The sequence below is a fragment of the Vibrio sp. SS-MA-C1-2 genome (genome assembly GCF_021513135.1).
Lineage (GTDB): Bacteria > Pseudomonadota > Gammaproteobacteria > Enterobacterales > Vibrionaceae.
The window spans coordinates 2,779,945-2,795,939 of sequence record NZ_CP090981.1; the positions used below are offsets into that span (position 1 = coordinate 2,779,945).

The window sequence follows — 15,995 nt, forward strand, 5'->3', positions numbered from 1 at the left end:
TAAATATTCATAAAAATTGAATATCAAAAACGGACACAAAACATTTGCCTATTTATCAATCAAAACCCTCCCCCGTAATGTTACATATTGTAACATTTTGAAATAACCATTAAATATACTTACAAAAACCAACATTTAAGCAATCAGGTAGTCATATAAACCACTTTAAAGTAAAAAATAAGAATATAATATATTGTTACATTTCAAAATCAGTATACTCCTCATAGTCAAGAAAAAACAAAAATAGATTAAAATCAAATACATAACAAATATGCAAAATGTTAAATAATTGTAGATCCCTTGCAGTGATAAATTTTGGAATGTATAACTATTGCAGAATTAAAAAACACAACATTAAAAATATAACGAGATATATATGACTAAAACAACTGCTGGCACGATTATGGGTCACCCTAAAGGGTTGTTTCTACTGTTTAGTACTGAACTGTGGGAACGTTTTTCTTACTATGCAATGCGTGCAATTTTAGTACTTTATTTAACAGACAAGACGATGAATGGCGGTTTAGGCTGGACAACCCAAAACGCACTTGAATTATATGGTATCTATACAGGTCTTGTTTACATTACACCATTAATTGGTGGCTGGTTAGCTGATAATGTTCTTGGTCAGCGCCGCTCAATTATGATTGGTGGTGTATTAATGGCGATTGGTCAATTCACTCTTGCGTTACCACACTCTGTTGTTGACTCAAATCCAATTACCTTTTTCTATACCGGCCTTGCATTCTTAATCGTTGGTAACGGTTTATTTAAGCCAAACATCTCTACAATGGTGGGTGATCTTTATGAAGAAGGTGACAACCGTCGTGATGGTGCGTTCACTATCTTCTATATGGGTATTAACCTAGGTGCACTTCTTGCAGGTATCATCGCTGGTACAGCTTCTGAAACTTATGGCTGGAAAGCGGGTTTCTTATGTGCGGGTATCGGTATGGTTATTAGCTTGATCACTCAGTTCTTCTTTGCTGAAAAACTACTTGGTGATATTGGTAAAGTTCCTGCAGCACACCGTGCACGTGAAGAAAATAATAAGAAAGCACCATTAACGCCACAAGAAGTTGATCGTCTAAAAGTTATCTTCATTATGGGTATGTTTGTTGTTATCTTCTGGGCTGGTTTTGAGCAAGCAGGTGGTCTGATGAACATCTACTCTCAAGAATATACAGATCGTATGGTTGGTAGCTTTGAAGTTCCAGCCGCTTGGTTCCAGTCTCTAAACCCATTCTTTATTATTACTCTTGCACCGTTAATCGCTGCTCTATGGGTTAAAATGGGTCCTAAAGAGCCGAGCTCACCAGCGAAATTTGCAATGGGTCTATTCTTCTTAGCCGTTGGTTTTGTATGTATGGTTGGCGCAGCACTTGAACAAGGTGGCGACGTAACCGTTAAAACATCAATGATGTGGTTAGTGGGTGCATATTTCTTCCACACTGTCGGTGAGTTATGTTTATCCCCTATCGGGCTATCAATGGTAACGAAACTTGCTCCGCTTCGCCTTGCTTCATTAATGATGGGTGTATGGTTCGGTTTCAACGCAGTTGCTAACTACGTTGCTGGTTTCATCGGTGCACACGTTGGTGAAGGTGGTCCACTCGCTATCTTTGGTGGTATCGCAATCACAGCAACAGTGGCTGGCGTACTACTTCTTCTTTGCTCTAAAAAACTAATCTACTGGATGCACGGTGCTGAAGGTCAACCAGTTGAAACTAACGCTGAAGAAGCAAAAGCATAAGATACCTAAAATAATTGGAGTGGCTAGTAGGCGAACGAGTACAGCCAACAACCTAGCGACTTCAAGTATGAAGGGCATAAATAGATAGGATTAAATTTATTCTCTATATTTTAAACAATAGAAAACAAAAAAGGCCGCTAATCATTAGCGGCCTTTTTTATATGAAAGACAAGACTCTGCCTTTTCAACGTGTCACTTAATTCGTTCATACACCAATACAACTACGCTTTAATTGGGTGTAACGTTAACGTAAAGCTCCCATTCATTATGCCGTTAAGTTGCAATCGACCACCAGAAATAGGCAGTGTGACCATTTGTTCATTATTCTGTTGTGCGCCATCACCTAATTTGATCTTAGTTTGAATGATCTCTTGAGTATTATTTTCACTACTCACTTTAGCGCCAAGACCAATAGAATCTATATGTAGGCACCTGGTATCTGGTTCAAAAAGTCCAAAAATACCATTCATAGAACGCGCATAGCCTGATTGTAAAATCCCTTTCTCAACAACACGAACCACATGCTTAAGCTCCACCTCTTCGGTATCTCGTGTTCTTAAATAATCATTAAAGAAGGTTCTAACTAACAGTGACGTTGCTGTGCTGTTCTCTTCTGCTGAATTAGGATCCAAGATATAGAACATCAAACGACCATCAATTAACCAAATATAGTCAATAATCACAGGAAGTCGCTCAGTCGACTGTAAGTTAAAATATTTCAACTCCCAACCTTGATTATAAGAGATTGGGTTTGGTAGTAATCCAGTCAAAAGTTGTCTTGCCGCTTCAGGGTGATCATTTAATTCTTCGATTTGCCCATGAAGCTCATGTTCCAGAACTTTAATCTCTTCACTCTCTTCATCACTGGTTAAATGCTGATATGCACTTCGTAACGCAGCCTCGATGGTACTCTGTAATTTAAGTAGGTCTCGAATTGGCTTAACCAAAAAGTCTTTTACGCCTAAACGAAGCGCTTTGGCAACATCATTCATATCACCAGTACCAGAAATAACAATAATCGGTAAAGCTGGAGCCTTACGACTCACCTCTTCAACGACTTCCATACCGGTTACATAGGGAATTTGGAGATCACAAAGCATGATATCAGGTAATTTAATTTTTAATTCTTGTAATGCCTTAATACCATCTTCCGCATGTCGAACTTCATAGCCTTGCTGAACAAGAAATTGCGTAATAATATGACTAAAAACCGCATCATCTTCTACTAACAGAATCTCTTTTGCTGGCTGTAATTCACTAACCATAAATGCTTTAACTCCAATTACCTTAACCAGAAAATCACTTAACCAGTTAATCTTATTAAATTTCTAAGTTACGAAATCACAAAAAACATCCTGTTATCTACCTTTTGATCCGTCATCTAACCTAGTTAAAGGATGGTTCATTCACGGTGAGATTCAAGAAAATAAGCGAAAAATTAATAAATATTTATCGTTATTGATGAATGAAGTCCCTATAATCTCATTTATACTATTTGGTATAATAAGAATAAAAATAGAGAATAATTAACTATGTGTTACTGTGGTCAACCTCAAACGTATCAACAATGCTGTCAGCCAATTCATGAAAATCCAAAGTTAGCCTTACGACCAGAACAGTTAATGAGAGCGCGCTATAGTGCCCACTTAACCGATAATGTTGACTTTATTATTAACACTTATCACCCCTCTTGCTATGCCAGTGGTTATCGTCAATCTATTATCGATACTATTGCGTTAAAGTGGATGCGTTTAGAGGTTATCGACAGTTCAGATATCGAGCTTGACGAACAGCAACAGCCTTTAGTTCATGAAGCTTTTGTCGAATTTAAGGCCTACTACTTAGAGCATGAGTACCTTTCTTGTCTCCATGAAAATTCTCGATTCCTTTTTCAGGATCAGCAGTGGTTTTATATTGATGGGGTTTATCCCTCTAGTGAAGCTCAAGTAAAAAAAGTTCATCGTAATGACTTATGCCCTTGCTTGAGTGGTAAAAAATTTAAGAAATGTTGTTATTAGTTACATTTTTCTTTGATCTTCTTGAAATTAAACAGTACAACTTAAAAGACACAACACAATAAAAATATGGAAATCCCCATTAAGGATTAAGATGGAAAAGAAGATCTTACTGACGAATTGTCCTGATGAAAAAGGACTTATCTCAAAAATCACCAATATCTGTTACAAACATCAACTCAACATTATTCATAATAATGAGTTTGTCGATAACAGTAGCCAACAGTTTTATATGCGTACCGAATTAGAGGGTATTTTCAATGATCATACCCTTAATATCGATCTTGAGCAGGCACTCCCGAAGGGCAGTCAGTCACAACTGATTAGCTCAGGGCGTAAACGCGTCGTTATCATGGTCACCAAAGAGGCTCACTGTTTAGGGGATATTCTAATGAAAGCTTTTGATGGCTCATTAGATATCGAGATCGCCGCGGTGATTGGCAATTACGATACGTTAACAGAATTAACTGAGAAGTTTTCAATCCCCTTCCATACGGTTTCTCATCAAGAGCTCACCAGAGATCAACATGAGCAACAAGTAATGGAAATCATCGATAGCTACCAACCTGATTATATTGTGTTAGCAAAATATATGCGGATATTAAACCCTGGATTTGTTGAACATTACCAACATAAAATTATCAATATCCACCATAGCTTTCTCCCTGCATTTATTGGTGCAAAACCTTATCAACAAGCTTTTGAACGTGGTGTGAAAATCATTGGTGCAACCGCTCATTTTGTCACAAATAATCTTGATGAAGGACCGATTATTCGCCAGCAAGTGATTCCTGTCGATCACAATTTCAATGCTGAAGATATGGCAAAATCAGGGAAGGACGTTGAAAAATCAGTATTGAGTAAAGCACTCTCACTGGTGGTAGAAGATCGGGTGTTTGTTTACGCTAACCGAACGGTTATTCTATAAATATTTATGATAAAAACTCACCCCTTACCGCGGGTGATTAGAAAATAAAAAGAGCGACTCAATAACCTTCCTTGTTATTTTGTCGCTCTTTTAGTTGCCTAGTTGCAGCTTAATGACTTAACAATTAAAAAGTGACTTCTAAGCCAAGGGCATAGGCTGTTTTAAAGTCAATATTATCAGCATCATTCAGTGTTACTTCACCATAAGCTCTTACGTTTTTGCGTAGCTGATGCGTTAAGTTGACATAGTATGAAGTCAGGTCACCTCCACCATCAAACATATCCTGAGCAATACCTAAACCTAAGGTATTTTTACCCATATAGTATTTACCCGCTAATTCCCAGAAGTCAGTTTCTGAACTCTCTACATCAACATTTCCATACAGTGCACCAACTTTGAACTGATCATTTTCCCATTCAAGTTCAAAATCATAACCTTGGAATTCACTGCCTCTTGCATGACCGTTATCATAATTATCAGCTAATCTACCATCAATAAAGAAAGCTGAAGCAGTAAAGCCACCAAAGAAGCCTCGCACCATCATATCTACACCACTTTGGCTTCTGTAATACTTATATGAGCTTGAAGTTCCACTAGGAAGGTCATCAAGTTCTTTTACAACATAACCAATTGCAGCTGCAAACTGATCTGTGGCATATTGATATTTGATATAACTATCTGATGCTGTATCTTGAAAATCAATACCTGCTAACTTATTCTCATAATTAGCACCAATACCGGCACCATCAGCCACTAAGTATTGACGACCAAAAGTTAAAGTTCCATAGCTTGATTTTAAACCCGCATACATTTCATCTGCAGTTACACCCGTTTTATCTTTATAATCATCATCTTCACCAATGGCGATACCAAATGTTGCAATCGCAGCTAAATCTGGATTCACTTGATGTGAGAAGTTAACCGCTAAATCACCATCAGCAACACGAAGATGGGCATTTTCACGAGAATCTTTATCGACTGCTGCTTGACGATACTGAGCTTCAGCAGCGCCACTGATACTCACCTTTGAATCACTATCATCATATAATGTAATATCTGCTACTGCTGAACCTGCCATTAGTGCTGCGGGTACAGCCAAAGCTAAAAGAGTTTTTTTCATTTTAAGTCCACTGCCTTATTTATTATTGTCAGAATCGCCAGAGAAAAAATATTAAAAAAAGTTACAAACATTTATTAAATAAATTAACCATGGCATTAATTATTTTTATAATTTATAAAAAGTTAATAGCAGGAGCTAATAACCAATGTTTTATTCGCAAACTCAATCTTGCCTAATGGCCGTGAATCAGTCAAAAACAGGGAAATAAAAACAAATAAAAAATAACCACAAAAATCAATTAATTACATTAAAATTAAAAGTTAAAAAACAATGACATTAATATTCAATGAATTTAAATAAACAACAGATATAAAAATAAAAAAGACAATACAAAGGTATATAGGTAAAATAAAAAATATTACTCTAAAAACCTAATATTCAATCTATATTTAATATTCAATAAAAAAATAACAATAAACTTAATGGAATTATTTTATATTACGCCTTAATCTGAGTTTGATAGATGATAAATTTTTGTCATAAATGGCTACGCGGTGATGTATAGCATGATAAAATAGGAGTAACTTTACTTTTACGGTCGATTTCTCATGCTGGCAGCCCCTATTCAAAAAGACATTAAAAACTGTTACCAAAATCTTAAAGACCAGCTCGATAACTTTATTCCTCGCCGAGCGCAAAATTACTTGGTGGCTGAAATCGCCAAAACCTTATCGGGTGAGTACGATAAGAAAAGACGAATCTTAGTCGCAGAAGCAGGAACCGGCATTGGTAAGTCACTCGCTTATTTGATCGGTGCGATTCCTTTCGCAATGGCAAATAATAAAAAGGTTGTCATTTCGACGGCAACCGTGGCGCTCCAAGAACAGTTACTCAATAAAGACCTGCCGCTTTTTTATCGTGTTTATCAAAAAGAGTTACTTTTTATTCTCGCCAAAGGTCGTCAGCGTTACTGTTGTGCTCATAAGCTGGCTAATTTATGTGAAGAAGATCCACAACAGATGGCACTGTTAACCGAAAAGCCTAAAAAAGGGGATTTAGATTTAATTAAACGCCTTTACATTGCCCTTTCAAAGAATAAGTGGGATGGTGATAGAGACAATTGGCCAGTCCCTATTCCTAATCGTATCTGGTTACAAATGGTTGCAGACAAACACAGTTGTAATCCAAGCCTTTCAATGCATCGAGGTTGCCCTTTCCAGAAAGCCCGTGAACATCTAGATCGTGCCGATGTCATTATTGCTAACCACAGCTTATTATTGGCAGATATCGAGTTGGGTGGCGGCGTTATCTTACCCGAGCCTGAACAAGCGATTTACATTATTGATGAAGCACACCACCTTCCTAAAGTGGCTCGAGATTTTTCTGCTGCATCAGCGTCCTTAAAAGGTGCGTGTAGTTGGCTCGACAAAGTGAATAGCTCCTCCACTAAGCTGGCTAAATTAGGGGATTACAGTCGTGCCGATAAGTTTCTCAATACCGTTCGAGAAACCGTCCAATTCCTCATTCCGACGTTAACTGAGTTAGCAAAACAGATCGATCCTGCTCAACTCAATAAAGATGGGGTGTATCGCTTTCCGCATGGTGAATTACCAGCATGGTTAGAACAACATGCCGTTGATTGTCGTGAAATGACTAAAAAAGCTCACCTCTCATACGCAAAACTTCATGATCTGGTGATGGAAAAAGCCAAAGAGAATCAAATATCCAATAGAGAAGCGGATCCTATCTTGGCTGAAGCGGGCTTTTACCTGCAACGTTTAGAAAATTTAGAAAAAGTTTGGCAATTAATGGCTCAACCAGAAAAGCCAAACAGTGCACCTCTCGCTCGTTGGATAGAGAAGAGCCAAGATCGTGAAGATGATTACGTCGTCGAAGTCTCGCCTATTGAAGTTGGTTGGCGCTTAGATCAGTTATTATGGAGCCGAGCCGCTGGTGTCGTCATGACTTCTGCGACGCTACGTGCGCTTAACTCCTTTAACTATTTTTGTCGTCAGGTTGGGATCTCAGAAAATGATGGTTCTCATTACTTAGCGCTGTCATCGCCTTTTGATTATCAAAATCAAGCTCAACTCGTGATTCCAAAAGTAAAATATGAGCCACAAGCCCCTGAGTTTACTGAACTATTAACGGAGATGATCCCAGAGTACTTAGAAGGTCAAAAAGCCTCCTTAGTGCTGTTCTCATCTTATTGGCAGATGAATCAAGTTGCTGATTCAATTCGCTCTCAATGCAAAAAAAATAAGTGGCAACTGCTTGTACAGGGTGAAGAGTCTCGTCAAGAGTTAATCAAAAAGCATCAAGAAAATTGCAAAAAAGGAAAAACCAGTATTCTGTTCGGCACAGGGAGTTTTTCAGAAGGGCTAGATTTACCCGGCGATTTACTAACGAATGTCATTATTACTAAAATTCCATTTGCCGTTCCAACATCACCGATAGAAGAAGCTCATGCCGAATTTATTGAAAGTAAAGGCGGTAATCCATTTCTACAGATTAGCGTGCCAGACGCCAGTAAAAAACTGATCCAATCCGCTGGTCGTCTATTGAGAAAGGAGCGAGATGCGGGTCGAGTAGTGATATTAGATCGTCGAGTGATCACCAAACGTTATGGTAAATCATTACTTGATGCACTACCTCCTTTCAATCGCGTCATTGAGCATTAGTTATTAACTCTTTTTCATTAAATCCTTATTATCAAGTAATTACTTATCAAGTGATTGAGCATCAAGTAACTAGCTATCAGGTAATTCGTTATTAAGTACTTATCTGTTTCATCAATATATGGCATCAAGCAAGGATATTTATGGATTTCTCTAAATTATTGACACTCACTGAGCAGCTATTAGAAAAAGGTCGTGCAATCGATAAACAGCGCGGAGAGCAACGTTATCCTCTGTTTGATCAACAGCTCTTTGGTTGTCGTAGTAAAAAAATGGTGCCTTGTGTTAATGAGACTCAAAGCATGATTAAATCTCTGATTCAAGAGCATGATAGTGGTTTATTAAACCCACAACGAGCACAATACTTAGGTGAAAAAATCACTCAGCAGGTGCAAGCGTTACAGCGTGAGATAAATACTCAAGCCATTCGTCGAACTGAACCCAGAGCAAAAACCGTTTGGCAGCGCCCGATAAATGAACTTTATCAAGATTTAGCTCAACACCAAGATTGGGAACGGCGCTTAAAAACCATGATTCGTGATAAACAAGCGGAATTAGACAACTTCAATCCGCTTGTGGCGTTTGATGGACGAGCAAGAAAAAAGCAACAACAAGAGCTCTTAGCGCTAGAAGGTCGGCATCGTCGCTGTTATGAAGCCTTGATTAAATTAGAAAAACAGATTCAATACCGCGAGCAACGTGGCGTGAATTAAGTTTGCTTAGATAATCAATAAAAAATTTAAACAACCATTTAGACTAAAATAGGGAAAATTATGTCTCAAACCTTAGATAATGCACCGGATGATATTAAATTAGCCGTTGATCTGATCTGTTTACTAGAAGAGAACAAAGTCGATCCCAAAACCGTGTTATCAGCATTAGAGATCGTTAAAACGGATTTTGAACGAAAGCTTTCATTGGATAAAGGAACGGAATAGAAAAATTGAATAAAGCCATTATAAAGCAATATATTACACTTCAACGCTTCAATAAGGATGAATCATGAAGCCCATTGCAAAATCATATTACACCCCAGAAAACCTCCTTTTAATTTCGGCGTTTATTATGTCGATAACCTTTTCTGTCTGGAATGTGTTACTCAATAATTTCGTTGTTGATGCTGCTAATTTCACAGGAAAAGAGATCGGGATCTTACAAAGTCTTAGAGAAATCCCCGGTTTTTTAGCTTTTACTGCAATCTATTTATTACTCTTCATCCGTGAGCAGATGTTTGCTTATATCTTCTTAGCGTTAATGTGTATTGGAGTTGCTATTACGGGTTGGTTCCCTTCTACTTATGGGCTCTATTTAACCACTATTGTGATGTCGATTGGCTTTCACTATTTTGAAACGGTCAACCAATCGTTAACTCTCCAGTGGATTGATAAAGATAAAAGTGCCCGCTTTATGGGGAAAACATTAGCAATCAAAGGAGGTGGCAGCCTTATTGCTTATGCGACAGTTTGGTTCTTAATGGAATTATTCAATGTCAGTTATCAAACCACCTATATGTTGTTTGGCGTCTGTGGTTTAGCATTAGTGGTGATGTTATGGATCTCTTTTCCACAATTTCAACAGAGCCACCAGCAACATAAAAAGCTTATTTTAAGAAAGCAATACTGGCTCTATTACATGTTGACCTTTTTAAGTGGTGCACGCCGACAAATTTTCATTGTCTTTGCTGGCTTTATGATGGTCGAAAAGTTTGGTTACTCTGTGGGTGAAATCAGCTTGCTGTTTATTATTAACTATATTTTTAATATGTTATTTGCAGCAAAAATTGGTGGCTGGATCAGTAAGGTCGGAGAAAAAAGAGCATTAACCTTTGAATATATTGGCTTAATTTTAGTCTTTACCGGCTATGCTTTTGTGGAAAATAGCCATTTAGCGGCAGCACTTTATGTGGTTGATCATCTCTTTTTTGCTTTAGCTATCGCGATGAAAACCTACTTCCAAAAGATTGCTCAACCCGAAGATATCGCAGCAACAGCAGGGGTCAGCTTTACTATCAACCATATTGCTGCCGTTTTTATTCCTGCATTATTAGGTATCTTATGGCTACACTCTGAAATGTTAGTCTTTATGATTGGCGTCGGTTTTGCGGTTTGTTCTCTGATCTGTTCACGATTAATTCCTCATTCACCAAGACAGGGACTAGAGACCACATTCGTCAAAGTTCAATAATCGATTATCTAAAATAACATAAAAAACAGTTAATAGAGTAAAGACAAAAAATCCCAATCAGTATCTCATTAAAAATAGCCATTATTTAAAATGAACACTGACTGGGATTTTTTTATGTCATAGCTTTGCCTTAATGTAGCGTTAAGTTATTACTGACTAAAACCAATATTCTTAATCTCAAAAGAGACACCAGCTTGAGTATTTGCCCAAGCAGGGAAGATATTTAATTGATTAAAGGTTTGAGCAAAGTAGCCATTACCACTATGTTCCACAATATCTGCAACAGGAATAGTGATTGTTGTCCATTGGCCTGTCGTGATATTTTCACCCGATAGTTCAGGAACAAAGTAATCGCCTGTCTCAGCATCTGTGTTAGCAAACTTCAACACTAAACCGGTTTGTTCATTCTCTGGTTTCTGGCTGCCCAATGAATTCACAAAGATATCAAACTGCATAACACCTGCCGCTTCAAACTCAGATAAGTTCTGTTGGTCAAACTTCACTTTCACAAACCCCTTATAATTTTCTGGGCTTGTTTCTGCAAAATTAGCGGTGACTACGCCATTATCAACAGAGGCTGTTAGGTGAGTATCACCTTCAGGAATTGGTCCCCAACCCTCGGTCGTATATTGCTCTCCAATATCAAGAGTTGCGTTAAAATCAGCAAAGAGATCATAGCTCGCATCCATTAATGGTGGCGCAACTTCATCACGCATAGACTGACAGCTAACTGCATCTTCAGGCATACCATCTGGTTGTGGCACCATACGAACCGCACCCACATTGAACTCAACGGCATCGGTTGAGAACAATAAGAATGGTGTGTTCATCATCTGATATGCCATGCCATTTTCAACTAAACATTCAACAGGCACCTTAATCGTTGTCCAACCGGTATCAACAGCAGGCAGTACCTTATTAATCTTCACTTCACCCATACATGGATATTCACAATGAGCTGAAAGGACTAGGCTCTCTGGTGCTTCAGATAACATTTCGATATCAAATTCAAGTGTACTTTCTGCGTTAACATAACGGTTATAGTCTGCGCCTTTACCGTCAGCTGTCTGCATAAAGATCTGCGCAGCACTGTTACCATCAAACTCGCCAACATTACCAGCAAATTCAACATGTAACGCAGATTGCTGCATGCCTTGATAATCAATACCGTTAGTGGTTACTGAACCAATCGTTGTTTCACCACGACCAATTTCAACATCTTGCCAGCCGTTTGCCCCCCCTGACATACGCGCAATAAACTCACCTTTTGCATCTTTCCCGAAGATCTCTAATGGGAATTCAGCAACACCGTTATCTGGTTCTGACATACCACAACCATAATCGCGAGGGTCAAGTGGAATCGCATTCAGATCACCTTCTGATGCTAACTCTTCACTTTGAGAATCATAAGATAGACCATAACCATATGGGAATAATGGTTGGTTTTCACCCTCAATGTCCTGCTCAATCAGTTCACCTGTAATACCATCAATAGGCGTTTGGTAGCCATCGATATTTGGTGCATGACGGTTAATGGTGGTTGAACACTTCATCTTCGGCCAAGAGTAAGAGAGACGGCCTGTGAAGTCACGACCATCAACACCGAATAAGACGTCAGTAATACCACCAGCTTCTGTACCAGGTAACCAACCAGCAACAAATGCATCCGAACTGTTTAGCTCTTCGTTAACGTAAAGAGGACGACCCGAATAGAAGACAGTCACAACGTTGAAACCCGCCTCTTTTAGCTCTTTAATTTTAGCTAAATCACTGGCGTAAGACCCTTTTAGCTTAGAGAACTCAAGGGTTTGTGCTTTACTAATGTCACCGAACATTTCAGCATATGGGTCTTCACCAATCACAACAATCGCGGTTGTTCCTTCTGGCGCATCTGCCATATTGGTGTAAACATTCGCTTCGCCCACTTGATCTTTCAGCGCAGTTAACATGGTTTCCGCACCTGGGAAGTCTTTCTCAATGGTATTACCATCACCTTGCCAAGTTAGAGACCAACCACCCGTTTGCTTCTGGATGCTGTCCATTGCGCTACCCGCCAATAAATATGGCTGATCGCTGCTTAAAGGAAGTGTCTGTTCATTATTTTTCAATAGAACCAATGATTGACTCACAGCCTCACGAGCAAGAGCACGGTGCTCTGCACTACCTAGTAACTCTTCATCACCCGCATTTTTACGCAGTGATGGTGCAGGTTTATTCCAAAGATCGGCACGCGCCTTAACACGAAGAATACGAGTGACCGCATCATCGATTCGATCCATCGAGATTTCACCGCTTTGAACTTGTGCAATCACATTATGGTAGAACGCTTGCCAATCATTGCGAGACGTAACCATAAATACATCGTTACCCGCGATAACCGCTTGAGCACAATCTGATGCACTACAACCATTGATTTCGCCTTGACCATTCCAGTCAGTCACTACGATGCCATCAAAGCCCATTTTCTCTTTTAGTACATCATTAATCAGATACTTAGAACCATGAATTTTCTGGTTCTGCATGTAATCGCCACCAGTATCTTGATCTAAATAACGAGTCTCAACCATAGGGTCGTAGTTATTTGGATTCCACCAAGAGTTAAATGAACTCATCACCACTTGAGCACCCGCTTCCAAGCCACCAAAGTAACCTGTTGCATGGATATTCATTAAGTACTCTTCAGTATAACGGTTCTGACCGTGGTCAACTCCGCCTAATGTTCCACCGTCACCAACCCAGTGTTTTACATTAGAGATAACATGATCTTGTCCTTTTAAGCCTTCAGCGCCACCTTGTAAACCTTCAACCATGCGTTTTGCATATTGGAAGATGATTTCAGGATCTTCTGAGTAACCTTCATAAACACGTCCCCAACGGTAGTCACGTGGTGAAGCGACCGTTGGCGCGAATGTCCAATCTAATCCTGTTGCGACAATTTCTTGTGCCGTTGCTTGACCAATTTCATAAATCAGATCAGGGTTATTCGCTGCACCTAAACCGATGTTATGCGGGAATACGGTTGCGCGGAAAACATTGTTATGACCATGGACAGCATCCGTTGCCCACATAAAAGGAATATCAAATCCGCGATCTGCGTACACTTCTTTTAGTGCAGTCCAATACTTATCAGACTCTTTTGCCCAATCTTCAGCCGTTGCATATTTATCGTTATTTGGCCAGCCACCGCCACCATTAAGTAGTGAACCTAGCTTATATTCAGCCGCTTCTTCTGGTGTCACTTCACGAAGATCAGGCTGAACCATCTGGCCCACTTTCTCTTCTAGTGTCATTTGGGCAACGATATTAGCAACCATCGCTTCAATCGCAGGATCTTGTGGAACAGCACTTCTTGTTGCTGGCCAATCAGAAAAATACGGTACTTTTGTCGCAGATGCCGGATCATGTTTTTCGTGGCCAAAGCCATTACCTTGACCATTTCCAGGAATTCCATCTGGGTGGTTTTCATGCCCAAGACCAAGACCGTTACTACTCATTTGAGCATCGTTAGATGGGTTATCAATATTAATAGTATTAGCTTGAGCATTAGAGGCTAAAGCTAACATTACTAAGCTACTTAAAAAAGTACGTCTTATATTCATCATTCATCCTAAGTAATAAAATATAATTTCATCCTTAATATTTGAGGCTGCTCGTTGTTGGCCTTACTCACCATCTTCTAGCAACGACAATTATTTGTGGAATAAACTAAACAAGTATTAAAGTTAAATTAAAAATACCAGATAAATATTTTTAAGCTTGAAATAAATAGATGAAACGAGAACGAGATCAAATAATTAACCCACTATGTAAAATACATGCAAACTTAATTTACAGTGATAATCAAGCTGTTTATTTTTTAAGCTCGAAATATATACTTAAATATGAGTTTAAACTCACATCAAGAAAAAACCAATATGAAATAAATAATAAAAATCAACAACTAAAACCAAAATACTTATTTCACAATAAAAATAAATCTTACTTTAATATGAATTAAGATTAATATGATGGCGAGTTAAAACTAAAAATAAATCCATCAATAAAATACAACCTCCATAAGAAAATGAGTTAATATAAATCACTTAAGTTAAAAGTTATAAAACCTCAATAGAAATAGAAATCGCCCCCTGATAGGGTCCTGCTGATATAACATCATTATCCGTTTTAACTGGATAGACTTCAGCTTTAAAATCGATATTATTTTTATTGTTTTTATCTTTACTGTTTATATAACGACCTCTATTTCCACTTAATGCTAATGTTGTCATTTTATTCGGCTCCACAATTTCACCATTATCTTCAATCAATAATGCAATACCTTTATTGGATGTCATAAACGCATGGTTATCTTTAGAAGCAACACCCATTAACCCTAATCGAACGTCTCCATCCACATTACAATCAAAGTTTAATTTGATCTCTCTTGGTGAGTAGCCTTGAGGTTTCTGGTTCAACGTTAAATCTCGACTTGCTACCGTGCCCAAGTCAATACTCATTGTCGAACCTTCTCGAAGAGTACACTGTGCTGGAATCATAAGGTCGAGATTTAAATAAGTTTCTGCAATTGCCGTACGTTTTGGGTGATGATTGTTTAATCCTGCATACAGTTGACTAATTAAACCATTAAAATGAACTCGTCCTGAAATCGGCTGAGTAAATTTAATATCAATCTTTCCTTCTCCTCCACCTTTTGTCTGGGTTGTAAAAATACTTCTCTTTTTATCTGTATCAATTTGTCGATCATTATCCATCAGTTTCAGCTTGCCCGTCGGCACTCGTTTACCAGAAAAAGGCACACTCTCTTCATGCCCCTTACCATTGATTGAGTAATAAGAAGCGACCGAAATTTCTGGCGTGATCTGAATATAGTTATTTCTCCCTTGTCGATGAACAGGATAGGATGTTGTAGCACTCAAATAGACATTATTCCTCTCATTTCCTGCTCTATTGTTATATCCACTCTGACAAATAAGTTCGACCCCGCCCTTACCATTACTATATTGCAAGGCATTAGCAATTAATTTCCCACTGTAGTTTTCACTGTTTTCTACCTGTTGTTGAAATTGTTGGTGATATAGCTCTACGCCAGTCAACGATTGACACTCATTGTTCATTAAGTTCATTGATGGCAGCGCATTCGCTATCGAACTCCAACCAATGAACAACAGAAAAAATAACGTTAATCTGTAATTGAAACGGGTTAATTGTCGAAAATAACTGAAGTTGCGAGTATACCCAAAGTCATTGGCGTTGCTAGTAGGCGGCAAGTGAGTGAGGCCCCATGAGTCTAGGAGTACTCTATGATTGGGGCGAATAAATATAGCCAACAACCTAACAACTTCAAGTAAGAAGGGGATAAACAGTAAGCGAGACGACT

11 protein-coding genes are annotated in these 15,995 nt (G+C 38.5%); 7 read left to right on the forward strand and 4 right to left on the reverse strand.

What is annotated here, in order from left to right:
- Positions 1 to 376 precede the first annotated feature (376 nt).
- Complete coding sequence (locus L0B53_RS16930; protein WP_235060766.1) at positions 377 to 1,753, forward strand: peptide MFS transporter; 1,377 nt, start codon at positions 377 to 379, stop codon at positions 1,751 to 1,753.
- Between the two features lie 221 nt (positions 1,754 to 1,974).
- Here L0B53_RS16930 and L0B53_RS16935 read toward each other — a convergent pair whose 3' ends face one another.
- Positions 1,975 to 3,018: a response regulator gene (locus L0B53_RS16935; RefSeq protein WP_235060767.1), complete on the reverse strand. Its 1,044-nt coding sequence runs from the start codon at positions 3,016 to 3,018 to the stop codon at positions 1,975 to 1,977.
- Positions 3,019 to 3,285: 267 nt separating this feature from the next.
- Here L0B53_RS16935 and L0B53_RS16940 point away from each other — a divergent pair, with 267 nt between their 5' ends.
- Positions 3,286 to 3,771, forward strand: coding sequence for a YchJ family metal-binding protein (locus L0B53_RS16940; protein ID WP_235060768.1), 486 nt, complete (start codon positions 3,286 to 3,288; stop codon positions 3,769 to 3,771).
- A gap of 91 nt (positions 3,772 to 3,862) precedes the next feature.
- Positions 3,863 to 4,696: a formyltetrahydrofolate deformylase gene (purU, locus tag L0B53_RS16945; protein WP_235060769.1), complete on the forward strand. Its 834-nt coding sequence runs from the start codon at positions 3,863 to 3,865 to the stop codon at positions 4,694 to 4,696.
- A gap of 124 nt (positions 4,697 to 4,820) precedes the next feature.
- Here the strand turns inward: purU and L0B53_RS16950 are convergent, their stop codons facing one another.
- Positions 4,821 to 5,816: a porin gene (locus tag L0B53_RS16950; RefSeq protein ID WP_235060770.1), complete on the reverse strand. Its 996-nt coding sequence runs from the start codon at positions 5,814 to 5,816 to the stop codon at positions 4,821 to 4,823.
- A gap of 548 nt (positions 5,817 to 6,364) precedes the next feature.
- On the opposite strand from L0B53_RS16950, the gene dinG reads away from it, so the two are divergent.
- From dinG to L0B53_RS16970, 4 genes are all read left to right on the forward strand, one after another.
- A complete protein-coding gene (gene dinG / locus L0B53_RS16955) occupies positions 6,365 to 8,437 on the forward strand; it encodes an ATP-dependent DNA helicase DinG (protein WP_235060771.1) in 2,073 nt (690 codons plus the stop codon).
- Positions 8,438 to 8,577: 140 nt separating this feature from the next.
- Positions 8,578 to 9,147 (forward strand): primosomal replication protein, encoded by a 570-nt coding sequence (locus L0B53_RS16960; RefSeq protein ID WP_235060772.1) that lies wholly within the window; start codon positions 8,578 to 8,580, stop codon positions 9,145 to 9,147.
- Between the two features lie 60 nt (positions 9,148 to 9,207).
- On the forward strand, positions 9,208 to 9,372 hold the full coding sequence (rsmS, locus tag L0B53_RS16965) for a pleiotropic regulatory protein RsmS (RefSeq protein WP_235060773.1): 165 nt from the start codon (positions 9,208 to 9,210) through the stop codon (positions 9,370 to 9,372).
- A gap of 64 nt (positions 9,373 to 9,436) precedes the next feature.
- Entirely contained in the window at positions 9,437 to 10,618 is a 1,182-nt protein-coding gene (locus tag L0B53_RS16970; RefSeq protein WP_260115563.1) for an MFS transporter, read from the forward strand.
- Positions 10,619 to 10,767: 149 nt separating this feature from the next.
- Here the strand turns inward: L0B53_RS16970 and L0B53_RS16975 are convergent, their stop codons facing one another.
- Both L0B53_RS16975 and L0B53_RS16980 read right to left on the reverse strand, forming a co-directional pair.
- Positions 10,768 to 14,220, reverse strand: a complete 3,453-nt coding sequence (locus L0B53_RS16975) for a glycoside hydrolase family 3 protein (RefSeq protein WP_235060774.1) — start codon at positions 14,218 to 14,220, stop codon at positions 10,768 to 10,770.
- 492 nt (positions 14,221 to 14,712) lie between these two features.
- Positions 14,713 to 15,732 carry a fimbrial protein gene (locus L0B53_RS16980; protein ID WP_235060775.1) on the reverse strand — a complete coding sequence of 340 codons (1,020 nt, stop codon included), beginning with the start codon at positions 15,730 to 15,732 and terminating at the stop codon, positions 14,713 to 14,715.
- Between the last annotated feature and the right edge of the window lie 263 nt (positions 15,733 to 15,995).

Coding starts and splice junctions, on each gene's coding strand:
- L0B53_RS16975 (WP_235060774.1), bottom strand. CDS start 14,220: ATGATGAATATAAGACGTACTTTTTTAAGTAGCTTAGTAATGTTAGCT.
- L0B53_RS16930 (WP_235060766.1), top strand. CDS start 377: ATGACTAAAACAACTGCTGGCACGATTATGGGTCACCCTAAAGGGTTG.
- L0B53_RS16970 (WP_260115563.1), top strand. CDS start 9,437: ATGAAGCCCATTGCAAAATCATATTACACCCCAGAAAACCTCCTTTTA.
- L0B53_RS16980 (WP_235060775.1), bottom strand. CDS start 15,732: ATGAACAATGAGTGTCAATCGTTGACTGGCGTAGAGCTATATCACCAA.
- rsmS (WP_235060773.1), top strand. CDS start 9,208: ATGTCTCAAACCTTAGATAATGCACCGGATGATATTAAATTAGCCGTT.
- L0B53_RS16950 (WP_235060770.1), bottom strand. CDS start 5,816: ATGAAAAAAACTCTTTTAGCTTTGGCTGTACCCGCAGCACTAATGGCA.
- L0B53_RS16935 (WP_235060767.1), bottom strand. CDS start 3,018: ATGGTTAGTGAATTACAGCCAGCAAAAGAGATTCTGTTAGTAGAAGAT.
- L0B53_RS16940 (WP_235060768.1), top strand. CDS start 3,286: ATGTGTTACTGTGGTCAACCTCAAACGTATCAACAATGCTGTCAGCCA.
- dinG (WP_235060771.1), top strand. CDS start 6,365: ATGCTGGCAGCCCCTATTCAAAAAGACATTAAAAACTGTTACCAAAAT.
- L0B53_RS16960 (WP_235060772.1), top strand. CDS start 8,578: ATGGATTTCTCTAAATTATTGACACTCACTGAGCAGCTATTAGAAAAA.
- purU (WP_235060769.1), top strand. CDS start 3,863: ATGGAAAAGAAGATCTTACTGACGAATTGTCCTGATGAAAAAGGACTT.